Raw genomic sequence first — 25,711 nt, 5'->3', positions numbered from 1 at the left:
AGAGATTAAATAGCCAATAGATACGATTTAACAGACGCAAGACGTAAAGTGGCCCCACCAATGATGTCTATAAAACCGAGTATAGGGTAAGGCTTAGACGCACTGATCCATGCTGAGCCTGTCGCGCCAATGGGTATTTTTTTCATCGTTTCTTCATCAATTTCTAAAATAACGGTTCGACCAATTGCTGGAGAGCCCCTTTGAATGTGTGCCGAAACTCGCTGCTCTTGTGGGAGTAAATTTCCTTGAGCCTCACCGGTTGCTTTTACTTTGCTGTGAACTCGAGAGCGGAAAATTTGCCCCGGAAATGTATCAATAAAGAACTCACTAAACTGACCTTTTTCGATATTGGCAAACGCTTGATCAGGGATACGCATTTCGACAAATTTCTTCGATGTATCCCACACATGCAGAGAACCAACTCGAGATCCATCAGCAATAAAAACATGAGTGATCATGCCATTAAATGGCGCTCGAACCGTAAGACGGTCAAGGTCAAACATCAAACTTTGTTTCTTAGCGAGCAAGCCATCTTTCTTGGCGTGCAACACGTTCAACTCAGCCATAAAAAACTCAACGTTGTCTTGAGTTTCTTCTAACTCTTTAAGGCTAACATGTTGCTCTAAGTTCTGGTTACGCGATAGGTTTCGCTTAGCTTGGGCCACTTTCACTTCTTGAGCTTCAATGGTTCTATCAATTTCAATCAGACCAGAATCAACCTCAGAAATCGACGCAGAGATCAGATCATCTTTGAGAGTGTAAAGCACTTCGCCCTTTTTCACATCGCGATTATGGTCAACGTATATTTTGTCGATATGTTGGCCAAGCGCTGGAGAGAGTACTGCATGAGGTGCTTTGACAGTGGTTGAATTGGTCAAATCAATCGGAGAATAGAAACGATGGCCGACAAACAAACTCACCAGTAACAGCAAGCCAATCACAACAGACACAAAGTAATTCTTAGGGGTTCGTTTGAGTACATTAAATTTGAATAACAACCAAACCACTAATATGTAGGGGAGCATGATCTCTTTCATTGCGAAGCGCCTCTAATCCACTGTTGTAATTTATCCCAGTCCGTCACAATCGCGAGCACCGCAATAATCCAGAGCGGTTTGTAAAACATGCCCAATATGCACAGCCAAAAAATCAACTTGGCCTGAGCCAAACCACGCTCTTTAGCAAGGTGTTTGGGAATAGAATGGACATACCATAGCTTGCTCAATGTCCATACAAGGATGCCCAACGTGACTGCCACAATGAACCACATGAACAATGTCGATTCTAGAATGTTGTAGACCGAAGGATACGCATCGTAAACTAAGGTAGTTGGATGAATCTTCATACGATTTCCTAAATTATCATCCCGTCTCTAAGGCAAAGCCATTGGGACTATTCCAATCACTTAAGCACTTATGTACTTATGTACTTATGTACTTACGCACTTAAGTACTGAGCCCGGAATGAACAAAAAAAGCCGTCTATCAATACCCATTGTCATCGGTATCAATAGACGGCATACACTTTATTGTTCTAGGTACTTAACACGAACTTCTTTGATTTTTCCGTCAAATTTGAACGGCATATCATCATAATAAGCTTGTGATACTGGCGAGCCTAAATCAGAGCCAATATCAAACCCATCATTGAATGAGAAGAACGAAGGCGCTGTTTTTGGAACCACACCAGAGGCGAACGTTTCACCATTCACCTTGATGGTGATATCGAAAGGCGTAAACGGCCCCGGCTTAGTGGCTTTAGATTCAACTTCTATCGTCACTTCACCTTCTGGTAACACTTTCTCAGATTGGATATGTGTGTGTTCCATCAAAAACAGGTTGTACTCATAGTTAAGCTTTCCGTCTTTCACGTACACCGTCATACCACCTGAGAATGCACCGACCGCGTAGAGCACACCATTCGTATCAGGAGTAACCACCGCATCAAACTCGACGAGCGTAGAACGGTTGCCGACTTTTGGTGCTGCAATTTCAGGGATTCTGGTGATTTCATCAGGATACGTCCATTGCGTATATTTACTCTCTGGCGCATCTTGCGGGCTGTGTGCTGCAGTAGACCATAATGATCCACCAATCGGGAATGCTTTGTTATCCTGCGCTTCTTGCTTGAAAATCGCCTTCATTTCTTCCAGTTTTTCAGGGTACTTATCAGCCAGATCAACCGCTTGAGACCAGTCCTCATCAATGTGGTATAGCTCCCATTTATCCGTCTCAGGACTCCACTCTCTAAAACCTTCGGGCATACCTTGAACCCAAGGTGCTCTTGGCCCAAACGCACTCGCAAACCAACCATCATGATAGATACCGCGACTGCCTAAGATCTCAAAGTATTGGGTTTTCTTCTGCCCTTTCGCATCCGCATCGTCAAACGAATAAGTCATGCTTTTACCATCGATTTCATCTTGAACATGACCGTTGACCACTTTAGGTGGTGTAATGTCTAAGATGTCGTAGATAGTAGGCGCGATGTCGTTAACGTGGTGAAATTGCGAACGTGGCGTCGCATCGGGTTCAATTTTCGCCGGCCAACGCACCGCAAGAGGTTGACGTGTTCCACCAAAATGAGCCGCAACTAACTTGGTTGATTTATAAGGTGAGCTGCCTGCCCAAGCCCATGCCGCATGCGCCATGTTCTCGAATTTAGGACCGCCTAACTCATCAATTGAACCGACCTTGTTCATCGCTTCAATTTGTTGCTTTGTCGTGGTTGGAATGGCGTTTTGAGCGAGCAATTCAGCCAGCGTGCCATTTTGCCCTTCCGATGACGCGCCATTGTCACCCCACAAGTAGAAGAAGACAGTGTTGTCTTTGTAGCCAAGCTCATCGATTTCATCGACCAAACGACCAACCTGAGCGTCGGTATGCTCAATGAAGCCGGCGTACACTTCCATTAAACGTGCTTGGAATGCTTTTTCATCTTCAGGTACATCGTCCCACGCAGGCATACTTTCTGGCCTTGGTGTTAGCTGCGCGTTTTCAGGAATCCAGCCCATTTCCTTGGCTTTTTCGTATACGTCTTTTCTGTATTCATCCCAACCAGCGTCGAATTTGCCCTTGTACTTATCAGCCCATTCTTTGGTTACATGGTGAGGGCCGTGTGCCGCACCACTAGACCAATACATCATGAAAGGTTTGTCAGGCTGCAGAGACTTGTGCTGACGCATCCATTTGATCGCTTGTTCCGCAAGATCTTCACTCATGTGATAACCTTCGCGGTGGATTTTTTCTGGATCAACAAACGTGGTGTTTTCCACCATAGTCGGTTCATATTGAGATGCACCAGCACCAACAAACCCATAGAAATATTCAAAACCATAACCCGTAGGCCAGTTGTCAAAAGGCCCGGCAGCTGTGGAATCTAAAGGGTGAGTGTTGTGCCATTTACCAAAAGCAGAGGTTGAATAACCGTAGTTTTTAAGTACTTCAGGAAAGGTCGCACTGGTTTTCGGGATCACCCCTGCATAACCATCCCAATCGTTAGCGTATTCCGCAATAACACCTGCGCCAACACGGTGATGGTTTCGGCCAGTAAGCAACGAAGCTCGTGTAGGCGAACACATCGCTGTCGAGTGAAAACGGTTGTAGGAAATACCTTCACCAGAGATTTCATCTAACGTAGGCGTATTGATTGGACCGCCGTAAGTCGACGTTTGACCTGGGCCGACATCATCGATCATCACGATGACGATATTAGGAGCATCTTCAGGTAGATGGTTGGAAATAGGACGCTTGTTATGAGTAGATTCAGCAAGAGTATGTTTGGCCACCGAGGTCGATGGCTGACTAGGAAACGGTAAGACCTCTTGTGCGACAGAACCCGCAGCAAAACAAGACATCATGATGGCACTAAGCTTTTTCATTCGGACACCTTTGAGAACAGGAATTAACTCCGGTCTACCTGTTGTGCTAAAGACATCCGTATACCGTCATTTAGCGAAGCAAAATAGATCAGAGATGTAAAACTCAATGGCGAGGGGTCAAAGAAAATAGCCTCAGCACCAATGTAGTTTTTCAGTGCTAAGGTTATTCAAAAGGGGGATATGCAGGTAGAGCGTGGCGTTTATATCAGCAATAAGTGGGGGTTATAGTACTAATCCGCGCATTCTAGGTGGGCTCGAATCGCTTCTCTAACTTTTATGTGGTTTTCTGTTTTTTGATAGCGTCGATGGTAAGCCAGACAGTATTCCAATGGCTTATGCTCTATCGGGTTTTCCAGTACTTGAAAATTTAAACGCTCTTGCCAATTGAGTGCAAGATGTCTAGGTACAATCGCAACTCTATCGCTGATGGTGACATCAAGCAGCATCGCTGAAATTGAATGGGTCTTGCATTGGATATTCCTACTTTTTGGACTCTCCAAGCGGATATGTTCGAATCCATCCATTCCTTTCCATTGGGTAGCTAATGCGACATGCCCCTCTTCATAGAATTGATTCCGTGAAATATGACCATGAATTCTTGGATGGTCACGACGGCACACAATAACGGTCGATTCGCTGAATAACGGCTCAGTGACAATGGAGTGGTCTTTGACCATAAATATACCCACGGCTAAATCGACAGATAACGATTTAAGTTGGTGCAGCAGTATTTCCTGATCTAATGGAGTATGTTCTATCATCATTGACGGTAGAACGGGCAAATCCAATGCCAGCGCCTCGTTCACATAAACCGAATAAGTAAAACGCTCACTCAAGGCATTTTGTATTTCATCAAACCCAAGCCGAAATCGAGCGGCTAAACGAATGGCCATCGCAGTCGGTTTCATCGTCCGCCCCTCTCGATAAAACAGGGGCTCACCTATCTCTTGTTCCATTCGCTTTATAGACGCACTCACCGCAGGTTGTGTGATACCTATGGTTTCAGAGGCTTTGGTATAAGAGTGATACTGGTAAACTTCTAAGAATACTTTTATCAAATTCAGATCAAAATCCATGGTTTACCTTCTTACTCCGCAGCAATGTTTGTATTTTATACCACTTCCACAAGAACAGGATTGATTACGACCAATGGTCACCGAGCTTTTGCTTACAACTGCTGTCAGCTTCACATCTTGATAAGCCAATGCCCACATGATTTCATCGGCAAAACGACCAACAGATAATAGCCTACGCATTTCTTTCATGTATTGAGCACTGTACTCGAAAAATTTTCTATAGCCTTGGCAAAAATAGTTATGCCCTGGATGTCCGCTTGAACTGCGTTCAAAACGATGTTTTGGACACCCTCCATTGCAGGCAAACTGAAATGGGCATTTTTTACAGTCGGGAGTCAATGTTGTTTGTTTTTGTAGGCCGAATTCAATGGCTTGCTGGCTGTTATTGCATTCAGAAATCGATTTATGATGAATATTGCCCAAACGATGTTCTGGGTATACATAATGGTCGCAATTGTATAAGTCCCCATTCGCCTCAAGAGCAAAAGCATGACCACAACGTTCAGTAAAATGACACATTCCAGACTGCTGTCCGCACCAAGCACTTAACGTACTATCAAACATATTCACAAAAATGGATCCCACATCTTTGCGTACCCATACATCAAAAATGCCACAAAGAAATTCGCCATAGGCTTGCGAAGGCACCGACCATGACGTCACTTCCGCTAAAGGCTCATCGGGTAAGACAAGTTTTAAATCCGTTTGAGAACATGTTTGCTTCGTTCGTTCGACCAACGGAATAAACTGAATATACGTTGAACCAATCTCTTTCAAATGCTGATACACCCGCTTTGGATGTTTCACATTTTCATTATTGACGACGGTAAGCGTATTAAACTCAACACCATGCTTTTTTAACAATTCGATACCTTGCATAACTTGAGCATGTGTTTGTTTACCCGAGCGGGTGACTCGGTAAGCATCGTGTAGATCTTGTGGCCCATCAATGGACACACCGACTAAAAAGTGATGTTTTTTGAAAAACTCACACCAAGCATCGTTAAGCAAAATACCGTTGGTTTGAAAGGTGTGTTCAAGTTTTTTTCCCTTTCCGTACTGTTCACATAACTGCATGGCTTTTTCAAAAAACGCGAGCCCCATCATTGTTGGTTCACCGCCCTGCCAAGTAAATTGAACATGGTTGTTGCTTTGAGCTTCAATGGTCTGCTTTATATAGGAACTTAGCGTGTCATCACTCATTCGCCAGTTTGTTTGACGTTCAGGATAGAGTTGGTGTTTTTCAAGATAGAAACAGTAACTGCAATCAAGATTACAGACAGAGCCGGTCGGCTTGGCCATTACGTGACAATTGTGAGGTGCTTGCATGAGTGAACCTTATAGTCAGCCCATCCATTGTGGCTAATTAGTGAGAAGCGTCCATAAGTGTGTATCACCATTCTATCGATTCAGTTTCTGGCTAAATAGTCGGTGGTGGTTACATTTACTATAAACAGGATTTATAGTTCATACCTCTGAATAGCTCAAATCCACGACCACCGACAAATATCGACACATTTTAGTGATTAACCAAAGCCTTCTTCTGCTCTCTACTCTTATATTCTTCTGCTTTGGTTCTGGGTGAGTTTAAAGTGTATAACTCGGCATCTAGGCTTGTTAAACGAATCAGTGACGATAAGAAAGGGTCACAAAGTGAATACGGTTATCTTCATAACTTCCTGTTGGCTGGAGCGTCACGTTGTCGGCTGTGATATACGCTGTTCCATTATTTTGATATTGATACGCTAAACCTAACTTGTTGCCAGATTCAAGCTCATACTCACTACCAAACCCAATGCGCCATTGCTGGTCAACGGGCAGTAGTACGTCTCGCTCATTCTCGTTCACTGGAGAAGAGTCGTAGCTAGCGCCGCCATAAATCGTAAACTTATCCATCTTATGCGCTGCGCCAACGCCTACAGAATAGGTCCATGTATATTTGTCGTCATAATCTTCCCAGTTTTCAAACTTAGCGTTAACCATTACATCGGTTTGTTTGGAAAGAGCATGCTTAAGCCCCAAGTCGATACTAGTAACCCAAGATAAATTCGCGGTTGGATTCACATCTAGCGACGTTTCAATATCAATTTCATGGTCTGTTTTATGGCGATATTGCAGACCCAAGTGTGTATTGTCGCTCAACGTGTAGTACGAGCTCAGAGCAAAAGAAGGAGCAATACTGTCACCGGTAGCAAGTTCTTCCAATTGAGTGTTCACGCCACCAACGACGTCTATTTTCATGTATTGAAGAATCAAAGAACCGCCAAGGGAGAGCTTGTCTGTAACTTGATATGAAACACCAGTTGTAACATCGACGACAGCAATAGCGTTCTCTGAAATGACATTGATTGGATTAGCGCCGACACCATTGCTATATTCAGCACCTAAGCCACCCGCGGAATGAAGACTAATTCCAAGCACCGCTTTCTTATTCACTCTTTTAGCGTAAGAGGCGTGAGGTGCGATTAATCCCTTTGAGGCTTCAGTGCTCTCCCCTGAATCATCACGAGTGAACTGGTTGAATACATTGATATACTGAGCGCCCGAAACATACGAGCGATCTTCAATGCCAGAAAGTGCAGCAGCATTTGAGATTGTTGCAGAAGAGTCAGAACTGTTTGTAACGTTGGCGGCCCCTGCTGTTGCAACGCTTTTGGTTGTCGCTATTTGAGACATGCTTAAGCCAGCACTATTGACCCAAAAGGGGGTAAGAGTGGCACATGCAACCACAACATTGAGAGCGACTTGCGTCATCTTCATTTTATAGATTCCTTAGGATGTTTCGAGAGAATTTTTCGGCGTATCGCACACTTGCAACAAGCCCACACTTGAACCATCCGCAATAAAAGCTAGAGCGTTCACGTAATTAGTAATTAAGTGGCGCCCGAACCTTTCTTGTCATTCAACTCAGCCACAAACTCAATATTGTCTTGGATTTCGTTTAACTTAGACCAATTTCACTTGTAGATTTTCGATGCCCCGATTCATATCCGCATTTAACGTGTCATCACTCATTTAACAATTGATTGGGTGTCCAGGACAGAGTTGGTGTGTTTCGAAATAGAAAAGGGAGTTGCAACCAAAATGACAAACAGAACCCGTCGACCTGGCCATTAATGAAAACGGTCCATATAAGTGTGTTCCACTATTCTATAGGTTCAGTTTTGGTCTAAATAGTTGGTGGGGATTACATTTGCTATAAGCGGGGTTTATAGTTAAACCTTACGGCGTCGTCTTTATGCGATTTATATTTAGTGTGATATTAAGCATACGCTTTTGTAACCAAAACTAACTTTTTGCTTCTTGAGGTAGTTCAGTTGGATACCAACAACTTATGTTGCTCAAAGCCCACTTCACAACTGCGGACAAAAATGAGTTTGCGTCACCCTCGTTCAACACTACAATGGAATTCTCTCAATAGTTAAGGACTGACGATGAAAGAACTTCGCGATTTAGATTTAAACCTACTGAAACTATTGCAAGCGGTTGTAGAAACACGAAACACACATCAGGCCGCAGACAAACTAGGGATATCACAAACTAGCGTCAGTCGTGGTCTAGCTAAGCTGAGAGAAACGTTTGGCGATCAACTATTTATACGTAAGGCACATGGAGTAGAACCTTCTGAACTAGCTGAAAAACTGGCAGAAGCGGCCGATGAAATGTTCACGCCATTGGTTAAAGTCGTTGAGTCTTATCAAAATTTTGACCCTCAACAGTTCACCGGTGAAGTATCGATAGCAATGAACATTTTCCTGCTAGAGCAATACGGTGATGGTATTTTTAGTGAGCTGAGAAGCGTATTACCTAATGCCAACTTCAAACTGGTTTACTGGCAAGAACAAAGCTTGAGTGACATGCTCAATGGCCAAGTTGACTATATGCTCCACTTCGCCCAATTCCCATTACCACAAGAAATTTATCAACATAAATTGAAAGAAATCAAGCTGAGCCTTATTGCCCGCAAAAACCACCCTGTGCTTAGTAACGGCAGTGCTTGGGAAGATATTCACCACCTTCCTATAACTCGGATACTCGCAGATGGAATTAACTCGAAGCGTGCGCCAGTTGAAGACCTTTATTTAGCGAAAGGCTACAAGGCTAATATTGTGTTATCCACTCATAGTCTTCGAGTTTTACTTAACAAGTTAAAACACTCTGATGCCTTTTCATTCGGCAGTACCTTCATGACAGAAAATGAACCAGAGTTGAGTTGCTATCCTCTTCCTGTAGTCCCTAGAGAGATGAGGTCCATTCAAATTAACGGTGGCTACCTACAATCTAAACGTGGCTTCCCATTGAACCAACTGTTGCACCAAGCGATGCAAAGCTTCTTCGATAAAGTGGTGCAACCAGAGAAGTAACTCTTGAACATCAAGTTACTTCATATCGGTCACTTATTTTGGAGCCTTTTGTAAACTAAAACTAAAACTAAAACTAAAACTAAAACTAAAACTAATTGATATGCTTATTGAAGAATAAGCCAATCTCTTTGATAGCATCTTCCGATTCAGGCATGTCCGCAACGAGTCCATTCATATAATCACCATGAGACTGACCATCATAAACGTGAAGCTCAGTCTCAACATCAGCGCTGCGCAGTAATCGGTGCATTCGAACCGTATCACTCAGTAATAAATCACGAGTTCCTGAAATAAAAACAGTGGGTGGAAAAGCATCTATATTTGCGTAAATAGGTGAAATTAGTGGGTTATCCAATGCCTCACCATCAGCATATAAATCAAATGTCGCTTGAATTAATCCTTCACGATGACCTAATGAATCTAGCCCCTTCAATGTGTGCCAAGTATCCGATGTTTCTTTCAAATCAACCGCAGGTGTGCCAATAAAAAGCGCTCCCGGAGCCGGTAAATCCATATCTTGTATTTTTAGTGTCGTTGCCAACGTTAAATTACCGCCCGCAGATGTGCCAAAAATAGCCGTCGATTCTGCTGTTTGAGTTTTCATTAGCTCTTTCCAAACGGCAACGGCATCATCAATTGCAGCTGGAAATGGATGTAATGGTGGCTGACGATAATCAACTGAAATCACTTTTGCCCCTAACCCATTCGCGACCCAAATTGCCTCTCGAAGTGCCGATTCACCCCCACCAAAAACAAACGCGCCACCATGAATATGAACTAGCCACTTATCTTTATATTCAGATGAGACTATTTTGGGCGTGACAAAAAAGGTATCTACTCCTGCAAATTTTTTTGCTTCATACGTTACTTCAAAACGTTCCGCTACTGATTTAGCGAGTTCAACTCCGGGTGCATCAAACATAGACTGAAATTCAAGCCACTCCTCTGTACTTTCAGGGACAGGAATCTCTGAAATGCTGCCTCTACCTTCGATCATTTCAGCAAACGTTGTCGATATCCCCACAGGCGTTGGAATCGTGCGCTCAGCCAAGTTGATATCAGCGATTACCGAGGTACTTGAAAGACTAAGTACAAGCGCAGAGACAAGAGTAGTAGGAATTAAATTAGTCGGTATACATTTGCGTAATGTTTTCATTGTGACTCCAAAGGCAATTTATGAACTGCGGTTTGCAGTTTGTTAACGCCATTATTGAAATCAATGAACTTAAAATCGACGAATTAGAGAAATTCAGAATTGGGGCAACAATTGAAGCATTTATGAATTTCTCTAATTCATATTCAACCTCTTCCCACAACCATAAGCTATGAGCAAATCACTACCTTATGGAGGACGTAGTGAACATTCGCGAACCGACAAAGTCACTAGGACCTTACGATGTTGGCCTCAACGAGAAGCTCAAATGTATAAGATTTTAAAACAAGAGAAAACGCTGCTCCTTGGTATTTTGACTGTAATATTCTTCAAGACTTTAGGTGAAAGCATGCTGACCTCAAGTCTCTCAATCTTCTCTTATGTCATCACTACCGCCGTCCTCTTTTATGTCTCAATGACCGCCATTTTTGCGGTGGTTCGCCACTCAGACTCCTTAGCAATTAAGTTGGGAGACCCATTCGGCACCCTTATTCTGACATTGTCAGTCATCTCATTAGAAGTGATTATGATCTCTTCTGTCATGTTGACTGGCGATCCAAATCCAGTTCTTGCCCGAGATACGATGTTTGCTGTGATCATGGCGGTATTGAATGGCTTTGTCGGTATTACCTTATTAGTTGGTGGGATGAAGTATCACACCCAGTCCTACAATTTGGATGGCATTAAAGCGTATTTGGTTGCCATTATTCCTCTTGCGATGCTCTGCTTGATCTTGCCAAACTTTACCAGCAGTAGTGACAATGGAAACATGTCATTGAGCTTGATGGGCACATTAGTTCTCGCATCCATTGCGTTATATGGCGTATTCCTGTTCGTACAAACACGTAGCCATACTCACTTCTTCATTGATGCGGACAATAAAAGTGAACATGACCACCACGGCCCTGTAAGTAGCAATCTATTTCACACCGTCATGCTAATTAGTTACTTACTCATCGTAATACTTCTGGCAAAAGGTTTAGCCATTCCAATTAACGACAGTATTAGCGTTATGGGCGCTCCGGCAGCCCTTGGTGGCCTTATCGTTGCCCTTATTATTCTCGCGCCAGAAGCAGTTGGTGCCGTCAAAGCAGCTCTCACAAACCAGCTACAGCGTGCTATCAACCTGTTCTTCGGCTCAGTATTAGCAACGATTGCACTGACCGTACCGGCCGTTTTATTGATCTCTGGTGTAATGGATCAGCCCTTGAAATTAGGCTTAGAACCCGCAGAAATGGTGTTGCTGGCCGCTACACTTCTCATGACCAGCGTTAGCTTTAGCAGCGGTAGAACCAACTCGTTGAATGGTGCAACCCACCTTGTCCTCTTCTTCGCTTATTTAATTTTGATGTTCGACTAACACGAAGCACAACAGCCAGATCATTCGATCTGGCTGTTACGTCGTTTGATACCATTAAGGAAAGAGTATGAATGAAATATTATCCGCCATTTGGATACAAGATTTTGACACGCTACTTGAGATCAACTCACTCCATATCTTGCTGCTACTGCTTGCGGTTGTGTTATTTCTAGAGTCGAGTTTTGTGTTTTTGCCTCTCCCTGGGGATGGACTGGTCTTGTTTGTAGGTGGACTAGTTGGATTAGGTGCTGTGGATTTTTATACCGCCCTGACTGCTCTCAGCTTATCGGCTTGTTTAGGTACCATTATCGGTTATCTACAAGGACGCTGGTTAGAAGGTTCACGCTTCATGAACAAAATTGAAGTCGTACTGCCTGACGATTCATTACCTAGAGCAAGGCGCCTTCTCAATAAATTCGGGTTCCTATCATTGTTCGTGTCCCGCTTTATTCCTTTCGTTCGAGTTCTAACCCCGATGCTAATGGGCATTGCACACCTGAGCTTTATCCGCACTGTCATGATCAGCATGACCAGTTCCATCGTGTGGGTGTTAACCCTGCTTTATGCAGGAAAGTCCATTATGCGTCACCCGTTTCTACATCAACATCAAGAACTCATCACCAAGTGGTTTCTCTTCACCAGCTTAATGCTGATGGCAATTGCTTTTATCACCTTGTTTATCCGAATAATTCGCAAACGTAATCACATTGCAGTGTAGCCCATTATTATGACCTTAATAACCGTTCCATTACCTAACACTGACGCCGAGCTGCTGTACTCCGAGTTAATTTCAGCAATGCAGACCGGGACTAGTGATGGCATTATCAAACAAATAGAAAGTGCTAACCTGACCGATCTTCCATTCGTGATTAGAAAATTCACCAACGCACAGTGTGAACTGTTTTGGGTGTTGCTTTGTACTCAGCAGCCTAATCTGGCTGCTGACTTTCTGGATTACCTAACAGAGCCAGAGCGTGCACTCTTATTTTCAAACCTTCCTATCGACAGTGCGAAAGACATTCTTTTACATATGCGTTCAGACGTTCGCCGCTCTCTATTACGTAGCTTACCTAAACCACTTCACAAAGCCCTTGAATCCTCGCTACCCGAAACTTGGGAAAACGAAGAAAAATCCGCGATGTCTTTTCCTAATGGTTCCGTGGGGCGAATTTGCAAGAATGAGATAATCAAACTAGAAAGCTGGGCAACCATTTCAGACTTAGAAACCGTCTTGCGTGAAGGCGATCAAAGCTCTGAACGAATTGAATGGCGCTACATTTATTTACACGACAAACGCGGTAACTACTTAGGTACGGTCAAAACTAGAGAACTGTTTCTCGCTCAATCTTGGGATAGATTGCTCGATCATATTGATACAAGTGTCCCCACCGTACCTGCAGATTTTGATCTCCAATCATTAAAAAGTGTGCTCGACTCTACCTCACACTCTACCGTTCCTGTTATCAACGAACATGGCTTTCAAATTGGTATCGTTGGTCACACCCAGTTAAACCAGGCGTTATATGAGAAATCCGAACAACAACAACGTGAAGCCAGCGGTATATTTGGCGGTGACGAGTTTCGTACTATGCCGCTATTACAACGTAATATCCGACGCCTCACATTTTTGTTGCCATCGGTAATCTTGAGCTATGCCGCGGTATCGATCATCGCTTCCTTTGAACATATTATCGAACAAGTTGCCGTATTAGCTGCCGTTTTACCCTTAGTGGCTAACTTATCCGGGGCCGCGGGCAACCAATCCGTTGCTGTTTCTATTCGAGAATTATCAACAAAGCATATTTCCGCTAAAGACTGGTTGTTTGTCGTCGCCAAAGAGTTACCGATTGGCGCTATCAATGGTCTTGCAATTGGTTTGGTTATTGCCCTACTCATGTTGTTCACCCATGGTCAGCAAAGTCATTTATTACCGGTGTTAGTCGCGGCTGCCTACACGATATCGTCCACTTGTGCAGTCATGATCGGTGGCGCTTTGCCCCTAATTCTCAAGCGCGTAAACCTCGACCCAGCCATGTTATCTAGCCCACTGCTCACTACATTAACCGATGCGATTTCATTCTTTAGTGTTCTATATCTTGCACAGTTAATGCTTCTTTAACTTAGTTAACTAGTCAATCATTTATCTAGCCAATCATTTCAGTTAGTCAGCCATTTAGTCATTAATTTGATTCGAGATTAAGCGACACCTAATAATTTAACCACTACCCAATGACACAAAAACCCACCCACACTTAAAGGAAACTGTATGCACATAGAAACGTTATTCACCTATTTAACTCTAACTGTTCTCGGCTTGTTGCCAATGATGAACCCACCAGCCGCTGCCACCGTTCTTCTTGGTTTAAGTAAGGGCCGAGACAAGAGTTATATCGTTTCACAAGCGAAAACCGTTGGGCTTTACCTATTCATCGCCATGTGCATCACCTTTTTTATTGGTGCTTCTGTTTTGGAGTTGTTTAGTATTTCAATTCCGAGCTTACGTTTGGGTGGCGGGATCATCATTTGTGCGATTGGCTTTAACATGCTGTTTCCCAAACCAGAAAGTATGGATGGTAGTGTCGGACAAGATTCGATTGCTTTAGTGCCCCTTACAATTCCATCACTATGCGGCCCCGGAACAATGGCATTGATCATTAGCCTTGCTGCTGAAATCGCATCTAGTGAAGAAGAGTTAGAAAAGATAAGTATTTATACAGGAGTCATTGGCGGATTTGGTGTCGTGAGCTTAGTCGCCGCTTTTATTCTGAGTATGGCTTACCCGTTACTTAAAGCTTTGGGTCAAAATGGTATTAACGCGTTTACCCGAATAATGGGTTTTCTGCTTATCTGTATGGGTGTGCAGTTCTTTACTATCGGTATTACAGAAATCGTACAAGATATCGGCGCATTGCTGTAATTTTTCGTATCAAACCCCGCACTGTAGATTGCTTATTGTGTGGGTTTTTCTGTTTAAACAACGGCACCCAGTTTCCACTCCAACAGCCCACAATACTATCCCCCTCAAAATACCCACTCTAACTCTAATCGCTCGACTTGCTCTACGTTCTTCTATGTAAATGCTCCTCTGAACCAGTAAACATTGGTGCCTTTAACGAACATCTTCCCGAGTTTTCATCACAGAGAATCGATAGCAATGTATGGACGTTTTAAGGTGGTCACACTGGTGGCTTTCTAGCTGAATAGTACTGTTATATACATTGATAACAGCACGTATCTTTCTGCAAATTTGAGTACTAAATCGTTCACTTCCTCCAGGCTAATACGAACAAAAAAGCTGATACCAACATTATTGGTATCAGCTTAATCCTATGCACTTCTGGACGTTCTTTCTTATCCTAATGAAAGGTATTGAACATGTAGATGTTAACGATAGCTTACTCGGTACAACAAGGCATAAATCACAGGCAATGCCACTAAAGTTAGTAGTGTAGCAAACCCAAGTCCGAATATGATGGTCACCGCCATCGACTGGAAGAAGGCATCAAACACCAGCGGGATCATACCCAACATGGTAGTAATTGCCGCCATGCACACAGGTCGAACACGACTCACACTCGCATCTACAATTGCACGGTTAAGATTTGAACCTTGGTCGGTTTCGATATTGATTTGCTCCACCAGCACAATACCATTCTTCACAATCATGCCTGATAAGCTCAATAACCCTAGCAGTGCCGTGAACGAGAACGGAATATTCATTAATAGTAAGCCTGCACTCACACCAATTAATGCCAGTGGTACCGTCAACCAAATCGCCAAAGGCTGACGAATGGTGTTGAATAACAATACCGTAATCAAGAACATGATCAGGTATCCCATTGGCAATGAACCCATTAGGTTGTTGGTAGCCTTTTGCTGACTTTCATATTCCCCCCCCCACTCAAAATGATAGCCTCGAGGGAGTTCAATCGCTTCGATTTTAGGGGCGACCAAACGGCGCAAAGATTCAGCCGTATCATCACCAAATGGCGTCACATCGGCCATAACGGAAATCACGCGTTTAAAGTTACGACGAACAATTAAAGAGTCTTTCGTCGTCAAATTAAAGTCGGAAACGACCTGTGTTATTGGGATATAACGGCTTTGGTCTTGGCTCCACACTTGTAACTCAGGTAATCTATCGATATCAAAACGTTCTTCATCTGGCGCGCGCATGACAATCGGCATGATATGACTGCCATCTCTGAACAAGCCAATCTGCTCACCATTTAAATTGCGTAACAAGGTTCTATCAAGATCACTCTTGGTTATCCCGACTCGCCTTGCTGCTGCACCGTCAAGTTGCGGTTCAAGCACTTGAGTTTTCTCTCGCCATGAGTGACGAACTGCGGTTGCTTTTGGCTCATTACGCATGATCTCATTCGCTTGAGCAGCAAGTTGTCTCAACACCTGTGGATCCGCACCATAAAAGCGCGCTTCTACTTTAGCGGCAGGTGCAGGGCCCAAATCCATTAACTTAAACTTAAAATCAATATCAGGATGTAGACTTTCAAGCCTTGCTTTCATCTGGGGTAACATCGTTTCGATCGCGGCTAAGTCTTTCGCTTCAACAATCAATTGCCCGTAACTGCTGTATGATTTTTCAGGTGCATAAGTCAAAATAAATCGCTGAGCACCCGAACCTACGACGGTCGTGACATTATGAACGTCATTAAACCCGCTCACGGTACGTTCAATTTGTTTTAGGCGTTGTTCTGTTTCACGAACGTCTGTGCCTTGTTGCAGCCATACATCCACATAGAAAATTGGCGTATTCGATGGCGGGAAAAAGGCCTGTTTTACAGAGCCAAACCCGATCACAGCAGAAATAAGCAAGACCAGAGTGATGACCATAGTCGCGACGCGGTTTTTTAGTGCGGTATTAAGAACCGTGCGATACAGGGTAAATATCAACCCTCGATAAGGATCAATATGCTCTGACTCACCTTTGGCTATTTCTTCTTTAAACATCAGTTCGCAGAAGAACGGCGTTAACGTGATAGCAAGCACCCAACTTAGTAATAAAGAAATCGCTAATACTTGGAATAAAGACCCTAAGAAATCCCCCGTTGCGTCGGCAGACAAGCCAATCGGGGCAAATGCAATAATACCAATCAGTGTTGCACCAAGCAGGGGCCACTGGGTCTGTTTAACAACGGATTCAATGGCTTTACGTTTGGTCAATCCACGTTTCAGGCCAATTAAGACACCTTCAGTTATCACTATCGCATTATCAACCAGCATTCCCAGTGCAATGATCAAAGCACCAAGTGAAATGATTTGAATCTCAACGCCTAGAATACTCATTCCAATGAAGGTGCCGAGGATAGTCAGTAATAAAATAGCCCCCATTAAAATGCCTGAACGCAAACCCATGGCAAATAACAGTACGACAATAACAATCAATACCGCTTCGACTAGGCTCATCACAAAGTCAGACACCGACTTATCAACCGCATCGCCTTGGTCGTACACTTTGTTTAATTCAATGCCGATTGGGCGAGCAAAATCGAGTTCAGACAATTTATTACTGACACGTTCACTCACATCAACCACATTGACGCTGTTCGCAAACGAGATCCCAAGAGAAATGGCTTGTTCACCATTGTTACGATACAAGGTATAAGCTTTATCCTGAAACTGACGGCTTACCTCTGCGATATCACCTAATTGGATCAGGTCATTGCTTCCCGGCGGGCTAAATTTAAATGATTTTAACGCTTCAATTTCATTAAACTCACCAGAAGAATGGATTCGGATCGATTGTCCATCAAGTAGCAAATCACCACCATTAGACACCATGTTCTGATTTTGAATCAAACGAGAAAGCCAAGCAGGGTCAAGGTTCAACGTATTAAGATCTTGCTGGGCAATCTCAATCACAATGTGTTCAGAGACTAGCCCGGCCAAGTTAACTTTCTTTACCCCTTTAATAGCAAGAAGCTCACGCTGAAGGTATTCACCGTAATTTTGTAGTTCGCGATAAGTGTATTCATTACTCGTAATGTTGTAGAGAATGCCATACACATCGCTAAAATCATCAATGACTTGCGATGGATTCACTCCCGGTGGCATTCTCGGCTGAATATCATTCACCTTACGACGTAATTCATCCCATACCTGTGGTTGCTGCTCTGCTTGTATGGTCTCTTTTAATATCACCGCAATCTGAGACAGCCCAGCACTAGTAAAAGATTCGACATCTCTAACATATTCAAGCTGAGAAATCGCACGCTCAAGCGGTAAGGTGACCTCTTCCTCAACTTGCATTGCAGAGGCACCAGGGTACGTGGTGTTAACCATAGCTTGTGGAATAGGGAATGCAGGAAATTCCAATTGTCCTAAACCACGAAACGAAAGCACACCGCCCACCAATAAAATGGCAACGACGAGCCAGCTTATGACTTTGTTTTTAATTGCGTAATTAGTCAGGTTCATTATAAACCTCGCTCACGAACGACGGGCGTAACTCTCATCCCCTCTGACAATTGACTGACACCAGCACTCACCACATAGCTATTCTGAGAGAGATCTCCAGAAACAATCGCACCACGCGCCGACACTCCTTGAATGGTGATATCTAACGAAGAAACTAACCCGTTTTGAAATACCCAGACTTGAGGTTGACCAATCAGGTCATTGTCTAAAATGGCGCTAGCAGGAACGACAAAACGTTGAGCACCTTGCTTATCGGCAATGATTTTATCGATATCAAGGTGTAATGTTGCTCCCATACCTGGATACACAGTATGGTTATCTTTTGGCGCGACCAGAGTAAAGGTCACTTCATAGCTTTGTGTTCCTGCTGTTGCTTGCGTTTTATGCTGTTTATAAGTCACAGAGTATGAAGCCGACGAGCCATTAAAGGTCGCTAAGGGCTGATAAGATGGGTCAATTCTCTTAGCATCCATCTGGCTAAGTACGCTCTCAGGTAACTGGATCGTGACATCTATCATTTCATGATCTTGTAAAAGGACGATACCTTGGTGAGCTTGCACTTGTTGATGGTTTTCAATGTGAGTCGTTGCAATTCGACCACTGTAAGGCGCAGTAATGACGGTATCTTTCAACCTGTCTTGTGCAAGCTGTAAAGCTCCCTGTGCAACTTGAAGACGAGCTTGAATGCCATCAAACTCCGCTTGAGCCAATAGATTCTTTTTCATCATTTGGGTCGCTCGATCTAATTCTCTTTTGACTAAATCAAACTCCGATTTTTTCAATGTGACTTCAGTTTTAAAATCTCGCTGATCAAGTCGAGCAATGACTTCGCCTTTTGTCACTCTTTGCGATGGCTTTAAGTTAAATTCAACGACTTCACCACCCACTCTAAAAGCGAGCTCGACTTCCTTCGACGCAGAAACTTGAGCAGGAAAACGTCTTATTTCTTGATGACCCACGGCTTGGACTTCAGTCAAACGGACAGGGCGAGGCGTATCACCTATCAGTGGTGATTCTTCGGTCGAACACCCCATCGACATAAGTAAAACAGAAAAAGAAAGAAGTATGCGTGAAGAACGAATACGAGGCATGGATATCTCCAAAGTAGCTTAAATATTTTGACGCTACTTTGGAGTAAATAGAAGGCAAACACGATGAATTAGAGAAATTCAAATTAGCGATAATCACCTTAGGGTAAAGCTTTCTGTTTTAACCATTTCCATTTGCGCGAACCGCTGAACTTTTCGCAGGGTACATAATGCTGTCTTTGATTCCATCTTTAAATTCATAACTAAAGTCAGGGAATGGGTAGTTATTGTTATCCTGCCACTGCTTAACTGTTTCGGTCGCTTTCTCTTTGAGTTCATCCTCAATAGGGTTAAGTGCTTGCGCAAGTTGGTATTGATTAGAGAATGCCAACTGGGCACCTACCGCTTCAACTTGCTGCATCACCGAAAACATCACATCCTCTTGCACAGCAAGAAACTCTTCATGGTCTTTGCATATAATATAAGCGAGTATATCGATGTGTATCGCAAACTCACCAACGCCCACAAACCTTGCTCTCACCGGATCTTCATCCAGTTTAGGATGTTGTAACAACAGTCGCCTAATACCAACAACCAGGAGTTTGAGTTGGTCTTGAGTCAGCTCTGGCCGCAACCTCAAGCGGTGGCTCATTCTACGCTTATCACGACGCTCTAGATTATCAATTTCCATGTTGGCAAACTCGGAATTAGGAATAGTAATTAATGAACGTTCTAGCGTTCTAATTCTCGTAGACCGTAACCCTATGCTCTCAATCGTCCCTAGATTGTCGCCATAACGACAAAGTTCCCCAATTTTAATTCCACCATCAGCATACAAAGTCAGACCATTAATCACATTTTCCAGTACAGGACGAATGGCGAGTGCTACCGCCAAACCACCAACCCCTAAACCCGTCACGATCGGGGAGATAGAGAAGCCCATAAAATCGACCACATAAATGCCCAAGATGGCAATCGTGAGGCCACCAAAAATACGCGCGAGTACCGTAATTAAAGAGGAGTCAACATACTTACCTTCGTGTTTATTAAATACATACAGCTCAGCAAAGTAATTGAATATGGTCATGATCAACCACGCAACGAAGAAAAACTGGCCAATCAAAAAAGAGGTAGACAAAAACTGGTAGATACCTCCAGTGATCCATATTCCGTCATCAATCACTTTTCGGGTAATAAACAGGATAAAGACAACCCCAACCAAAGATAACTGGCGGCCAACTTGCCATTTCAGTCCATTTCGATACCAATGTAAGTTCCAACGTTCGCCAAGCGAGAAGCTTAACTTAATCATAAATCGACATAACAAAAAGACGCTCACTAAAGCGAACCACTGCCAAAGAGGAATCGATGCGTATAAGGTATTAAAGCTTTCTGGTAAAGATTTAATCAATGATATTGAAAATAGCGGGCCTGGGAGAATTAAAAACTCATGGTACAAATCAACGTCATGTTCACTTTTCTCCGTAGACGCTGAGATCAGGCGATACCATTTCGATAAGCTATTAATGGAAGTGGTCGTAAATAGATATTGGCCAACCTTCTCACCATTCGTCTGTCTAGCGATCAGAATGTCCGTATTAGCGAGACGCCATTGGTGACCAGTGTCACCCGTTGGTGATGCCATTTCTGAAGGATGTAATTGAACGTCTTGTCCTAACCTATTTAAAATTTCGTGCAGCAAAATGATTCTTTCCATCACGACCACGGTTCGACTCCGATTGGGAAGGTTCGACAGATCCATGGTACGCGTTACTTGGGCATAAGCATGTTGGGCTTCAGGTAAATCGAGCTGCTCAAGCTGCCAATAATGGATCACGTGCTCAGAATACTTAATAAAACCAGATAGAGTGCTATTGGGCGTTGAGGTATCCACAAAACTGGGCTTGTCTTGTCCGTGAGCGAATGAACTAAACCAAACAATTTGGATTGAAAAGAAAAGTGTTAAAAGTCGAGCGACCATAATTGACCTTTGATTTAGTAGAGAGCCCCTCTCAGAGGGAATACTATTATTACTATCAATATGATTAGTAAGAATAAAAATTGAAATGAATTAAGAATGGTTCATTATAAATTCGAGCGATAATGAATTTCTCTAATTCATGTGCTTCGTGAAGTAGTTATGCGATAAATAATCATCAATAATCGATGGAGATAAATCATGAAATACTTCCCACTTATTGCCGTTATTCTTGGTTACTTGATTTTTATGTCATTTCTAACATTACGAATATCATCATAAATATATTTTATCTTTAACTATCGCATAGCGAATTACTTCACTATGCGATTACACTTCCCTTTGCGATTAAACTTATCTATGAAGATCATTTTCTTTAACCCATCCCTCCTATCAAAGACAAAAAACCACACATAACAATTACATAAGAAGATAAACCAAAATAAATGTATTTAAAGGGAACTTTCCCATAAAGAATCAATGGCTGAGCAGTTATATTTACCATATATAGTTACACCTATCATTTAACATTTAACATTTAACATTTAACATTTAACATTTAACATTTAACATTTAACATTTAACATTTAATTAAACGTTACGCTTAGCTAATAATCAATTGAACTATCATTTGTTAGCTACTGGTTATTAGTTGTTAGTTATTGTCAATAAAATAAAGATATTATTCATTAAGTAACTGTACACTTCAAAATCAATGTAAATACAGTCACCTAACAAAGGGGGATTTTTTGTGGGAGCTTAAAAGCTCATGTTGTAACTGATACCAGTATGGTGATCATTGTTTTCATCGTAACGATATGTCGCTTCAACAAACTGATTTGGCGCTAATTTGAAACCTAAATTGGTTTCAATAGATAAATCACGGTAACTCTCTTTACCGCCGGCTTTCTGTTTTTGATCGTTAAAGCTATAAGTGTATTCTGGTGTAACATCAAGCCAAACGTGACTAGTGAATGCGTAGGTCATGGTCAGTGCTGCATTAGCTAAATAACTTGTGTTTGTCGATAAGTCATTGGTATTAAAGCCTAGACCCATTGATGGAGAAAGGCTGAAGTTAGAGTCAATAGAGGTTGTTTTTATGGCATTAAAAAATACTGTATGTGAGTTTTTACTTGTATCCTTGTAATCGGTGTCCCATAGGTAATCCAACTGAAGAGCGGCATCGCTATCACTATTCGCTAATGTCGCAATAAAATTATGTTGGTAGAAATCGTTAGAACCAATGTATTCAAACATGGTTGAACCATTGTTTAGCTCCTGGCTTGCAGCAATGCCAGCTGTAAAACCATCACTATCATAACCTAGATTCGCATAAGAATAAGTCGACACTGGGTTTGAAAAGTCGATGTTCTGGTTTGCGTTCGCAACAGCAGAAAGAGTTAAAGGTAAAATAGCAGAGATAGTTAATACAATTTTGTTCATAATGTGTTCCTCAATATTTAATGTCGAGTAAATTGTACCTAACCAACTATTGTTTACGACGAATTACAGAAATTCAAAATAGAGCTCACTGTAAATTATTAATAAACATACATTCATTCGATAAAATGAGCACACTACTATTTTAAATTTTCAATAAAATCCCAAATAGTCACCAATAGGAAATCTAAAATAATATTTGGTACATTAGACGAAAGATGATGAATAATTCCTTTGGCACAAAAAAGGCTCCAATATAGGAGCCATAAGTTTTCAATTAGCTATAAGCTATAAACGGCGGGCTATTCACTATGAATAGGATTACCGCCTTCATCTAACAAAGGAGCTTTTGGCTTATAATGCTCAGAAGACAAACCGATCCTTTCCGGTATTGCTGTACCGATCACTAATGAAGACCAAGTGCCCACAATAATCCCAGCAAACAATGCAAACGCAAATCCACTTAATGTACCGCCTGCGATAAGGCCAATACTGCTTACCGTCAATAACGTGGTTCCAGACGTTACTAGAGTCCTAAACAATGACGATCGTATCGCTTGATCCGTAGATTCACTGGTACTCTGATTCGGTCTACGGGTCAGGTACTCGCGAATTCGGTCTCCGATAACAATAGAGTCATTGAGCGAGTAACCCACAACAGCAAGCAATGCAGCAAGAGCGGTGAGATTAAATTCAATCGAAAACACCACAAACAATGCTAAAACCACCAGCACATCATGCAGTAGAGCAACAATCGCGCCCAGAGCTAATCGCCATTCAAAACGCACAGTTAAGTAAAACATAATGGCGATAGACGCAACAATCAGGGCTAAACCACCTTGCTCAAATAATTGCTCACCCACCTGCGCTCCAACAACTGAGCTCGACACTAGATTAAGCGGATGGCCTAGCTCCAACTCTACAGCTCTTAACCACTGCAACAACTCCAATTCACCCGTTCCGCCAATAGGAAACTGTAACTGCCAAGTTTGGTAGGTAACATCGGGCACTAGATTGGGTAATTCATCAAATACCGTATTCAAAGCTGACTGCATCGCTTCCAAAGTCACTGGAATATCTGTATTGACAACATGAGAGATACCACCGGTAAACTCAAGCCCAAGCGTGAAACCTTTGGTCGATATCAGGACAATTGATAAAAACATCAACCCAAGTGAAACCAATAAACCGTTCCACCTTACTTTTGACCACTGAATATCAGCGACCAACTGGTTAAACTTTGTCATTGTCATACCCCCAAAGTTTTGTCATCCACATTTGGCTATAAAATAATCCCGTAAACATACTGGTCAACAGTCCAATCCCGAGTGTTATTGCAAAGCCCTTCACGGCACCATAACCAATCGCAAACAGAATAATCGCAGTGATCAACGACGTAAGGTTTGCGTCAATAATGGTACTTCTGGCCTCTTTATAACCTCTCGGTATCGCACTCGCTAGCGATCTTCCTGAACGCATTTCTTCTTTGATTCGTTCAAACACTAGAACGTTAGTATCAACCGCCATGCCCATGGTGAGTACAAGGCCCGCAATACCCGGCAAAGTAAGCGTTGCTCCCGGTATCAATGATAAGAAACCCACAATCATGACAATGTTGGTGATAAGCGCGGCACAAGCTATAACACCGAACTTTCGGTACAAAACCAGCATCGACACAAATGTCAGAGCTAAACCTACCATCACCGCGAGCAAACCCTTCTGGATATTTTCTTCACCTAGGCTTGGACCAATCACTTGCTCATCAATAATGGTCACAGGTACGGTCAATGACCCAGAGCGTAGAATTAGCGCAAGGTCTTGTGCATCGGAAATTTGCCCGATACCCGTTATTCTAAAACGACTTCCTAATTGGCTTTGGATCGTAGCAATGTTGATCACTTCATGGCGTTGAACAAGTTGGTTGTTATGATCTTGATGATATTCGCTGTATAAGGTCGCCATAGGTTTACCGATGTTACTACGTGAGAAGTCAGACATTTTGCCGCCTCCCGCACTGCTCAACACTAGGTTCACTTCAGGTTGTCCAAACTCGCCAACCGATGCGGATGCACCAATAATGTACTCTCCCGTTAACACCGGTTGCCTAGACAAGCGTACAGATTCCCCATCACGCGTAGTATGAGTCTGTGCAGCTTGGTTTGAATCAACAACCGTATGAAAAGAGATCGTCGCCGTCGCACCAATAACACGCTTCGCTACTTGAGGATCTTGAACGCCCGGAAGCTCTATCAATATACGGTCAGCCCCCTGACGCTGGGTGACGGCCTCAGTAATACCTAAACTTTCAATACGCTGGCGCATAATATTTAGGGTTTGCTGCATAGCGAGGCTTGCCTGCTCTTCTTTAATGCTTTCATCAAGCGAAAAACGTAATACGTTGTCGTTTACACTGATTTTCCATTCAGAAAACTGTGAACGCATGTGGTCGGTTACGTTTTGAATACTGTTTGAATCACGACTACTTAAATTAGTAATAATGACCGAGAATCCATTGTTGTCTATGTCAGCAATTCGACTGCGTATCCCTTCTGCACGAGCCACGTGGCGAGCATTCGTCGATGTCGCTTCTACCAAACTTCTCACGCTATCATCTATTTCAACTTGCAGCATGAACTGCACGCCACCACGAAGATCTAATCCAAGGTTGATGGGTGTTAGCCCTACCTGGCTAAATAGCTGAGGTGCTGCACTGACGAATGAAAAATGAGAATGAGCTAACGGAAACGCCAATGACAATACCTGTTGCGCTTCTCGCTGTTCTTTTTTACTTTCAAAGATTAATGTAGTTTCGTCTTGTTGGTTCTCAATACCTAACGGAGTTATCTGATTTTTAACTAATGTGCTTAGCAAAGGCTCAATGGGTAATGAACTATCAGCGTGATTAAGAACCAATGCAGGCTTTTCGCCAAAAAAGCTCGGTATGGCGCTAATCAATAAGAGAATTAGCAGGAAATAGGCAAATATTTTTTTCAT

The 25,711-nt window shown here is 42.8% G+C and carries 18 protein-coding genes; 5 read left to right on the top strand and 13 right to left on the bottom strand.

Going from position 1 to position 25,711, the window contains the following annotated elements:
• Positions 1 to 5: 5 nt before the first annotated feature.
• From AC3CIA_RS20375 to AC3CIA_RS20350, 6 genes are all read right to left on the bottom strand, one after another.
• Positions 6 to 1,037, bottom strand: coding sequence for an HlyD family secretion protein (locus AC3CIA_RS20375; protein ID WP_473577731.1), 1,032 nt, complete (start codon positions 1,035 to 1,037; stop codon positions 6 to 8).
• Complete coding sequence (locus tag AC3CIA_RS20370; RefSeq protein ID WP_010432893.1) at positions 1,034 to 1,345, bottom strand: hypothetical protein; 312 nt, start codon at positions 1,343 to 1,345, stop codon at positions 1,034 to 1,036. Before AC3CIA_RS20370 ends, AC3CIA_RS20375 begins: the two co-directional genes overlap by 4 nt.
• 180 nt (positions 1,346 to 1,525) lie before the next feature.
• Positions 1,526 to 3,880 (bottom strand): sulfatase-like hydrolase/transferase, encoded by a 2,355-nt coding sequence (locus AC3CIA_RS20365; protein WP_488518933.1) that lies wholly within the window; start codon positions 3,878 to 3,880, stop codon positions 1,526 to 1,528.
• A gap of 230 nt (positions 3,881 to 4,110) precedes the next feature.
• Positions 4,111 to 4,956 carry a LysR family transcriptional regulator gene (locus tag AC3CIA_RS20360; RefSeq protein WP_428785668.1) on the bottom strand — a complete coding sequence of 282 codons (846 nt, stop codon included), beginning with the start codon at positions 4,954 to 4,956 and terminating at the stop codon, positions 4,111 to 4,113.
• Positions 4,957 to 4,959: 3 nt separating this feature from the next.
• On the bottom strand, positions 4,960 to 6,285 hold the full coding sequence (locus AC3CIA_RS20355; RefSeq protein ID WP_428785667.1) for an anaerobic sulfatase maturase: 1,326 nt from the start codon (positions 6,283 to 6,285) through the stop codon (positions 4,960 to 4,962).
• Between the two features lie 297 nt (positions 6,286 to 6,582).
• Complete coding sequence (locus AC3CIA_RS20350) at positions 6,583 to 7,716, bottom strand: OmpP1/FadL family transporter (protein ID WP_488518932.1); 1,134 nt, start codon at positions 7,714 to 7,716, stop codon at positions 6,583 to 6,585.
• Positions 7,717 to 8,390: 674 nt separating this feature from the next.
• Between AC3CIA_RS20350 and AC3CIA_RS20345 the strand changes: the two genes are divergently transcribed.
• A complete protein-coding gene (locus tag AC3CIA_RS20345; protein WP_054545821.1) occupies positions 8,391 to 9,320 on the top strand; it encodes a LysR family transcriptional regulator in 930 nt (309 codons plus the stop codon).
• A 91-nt stretch (positions 9,321 to 9,411) separates the two neighbouring features.
• On the opposite strand, the gene AC3CIA_RS20340 is transcribed toward AC3CIA_RS20345, so the two are convergent.
• Entirely contained in the window at positions 9,412 to 10,476 is a 1,065-nt protein-coding gene (locus AC3CIA_RS20340) for an alpha/beta hydrolase (RefSeq protein WP_488518931.1), read from the bottom strand.
• 265 nt (positions 10,477 to 10,741) lie between these two features.
• Between AC3CIA_RS20340 and AC3CIA_RS20335 the strand changes: the two genes are divergently transcribed.
• From AC3CIA_RS20335 to AC3CIA_RS20320, 4 genes are all read left to right on the top strand, one after another.
• A complete protein-coding gene (locus AC3CIA_RS20335) occupies positions 10,742 to 11,833 on the top strand; it encodes a calcium:cation antiporter (RefSeq protein ID WP_054545823.1) in 1,092 nt (363 codons plus the stop codon).
• 67 nt (positions 11,834 to 11,900) lie between these two features.
• The gene (locus AC3CIA_RS20330) at positions 11,901 to 12,551 is read left to right on the top strand and encodes a DedA family protein (protein WP_248391936.1); all 651 of its coding nucleotides are present in this window, start codon (positions 11,901 to 11,903) and stop codon (positions 12,549 to 12,551) included.
• Between the two features lie 9 nt (positions 12,552 to 12,560).
• Positions 12,561 to 13,952, top strand: a complete 1,392-nt coding sequence (locus AC3CIA_RS20325; protein ID WP_488518930.1) for a magnesium transporter — start codon at positions 12,561 to 12,563, stop codon at positions 13,950 to 13,952.
• A gap of 147 nt (positions 13,953 to 14,099) precedes the next feature.
• On the top strand, positions 14,100 to 14,750 hold the full coding sequence (locus tag AC3CIA_RS20320) for a MarC family NAAT transporter (RefSeq protein ID WP_054545826.1): 651 nt from the start codon (positions 14,100 to 14,102) through the stop codon (positions 14,748 to 14,750).
• Between the two features lie 467 nt (positions 14,751 to 15,217).
• Here AC3CIA_RS20320 and AC3CIA_RS20315 read toward each other — a convergent pair whose 3' ends face one another.
• The 6 genes from AC3CIA_RS20315 to secD all read right to left on the bottom strand — a co-directional run bounded on the left by AC3CIA_RS20315 (position 15,218) and on the right by secD (position 25,711).
• Positions 15,218 to 18,271, bottom strand: a complete 3,054-nt coding sequence (locus tag AC3CIA_RS20315) for an efflux RND transporter permease subunit (RefSeq protein WP_488518929.1) — start codon at positions 18,269 to 18,271, stop codon at positions 15,218 to 15,220.
• Positions 18,271 to 19,362, bottom strand: a complete 1,092-nt coding sequence (locus AC3CIA_RS20310) for an efflux RND transporter periplasmic adaptor subunit (RefSeq protein ID WP_488518928.1) — start codon at positions 19,360 to 19,362, stop codon at positions 18,271 to 18,273. The genes AC3CIA_RS20315 and AC3CIA_RS20310 overlap by 1 nt, the downstream gene beginning before the upstream one ends.
• Before the next feature lie 118 nt (positions 19,363 to 19,480).
• Positions 19,481 to 21,280, bottom strand: coding sequence for a mechanosensitive ion channel family protein (locus AC3CIA_RS20305; protein ID WP_054545829.1), 1,800 nt, complete (start codon positions 21,278 to 21,280; stop codon positions 19,481 to 19,483).
• Positions 21,281 to 22,036: 756 nt separating this feature from the next.
• Positions 22,037 to 22,720, bottom strand: a complete 684-nt coding sequence (locus AC3CIA_RS20300) for a hypothetical protein (protein ID WP_488518927.1) — start codon at positions 22,718 to 22,720, stop codon at positions 22,037 to 22,039.
• 299 nt (positions 22,721 to 23,019) lie between these two features.
• Positions 23,020 to 23,964, bottom strand: a complete 945-nt coding sequence (secF, locus tag AC3CIA_RS20295) for a protein translocase subunit SecF (protein WP_428786289.1) — start codon at positions 23,962 to 23,964, stop codon at positions 23,020 to 23,022.
• Complete coding sequence (gene secD, locus AC3CIA_RS20290; protein ID WP_488518926.1) at positions 23,951 to 25,711, bottom strand: protein translocase subunit SecD; 1,761 nt, start codon at positions 25,709 to 25,711, stop codon at positions 23,951 to 23,953. The genes secF and secD overlap by 14 nt, the downstream gene beginning before the upstream one ends.

The organism is Vibrio sp. QJM3NY_27, from assembly GCF_057785955.1.
The sequence above is the reverse complement of the archived record's forward strand: the minus strand, read 5'-3'. Positions and strand labels throughout refer to the sequence as shown.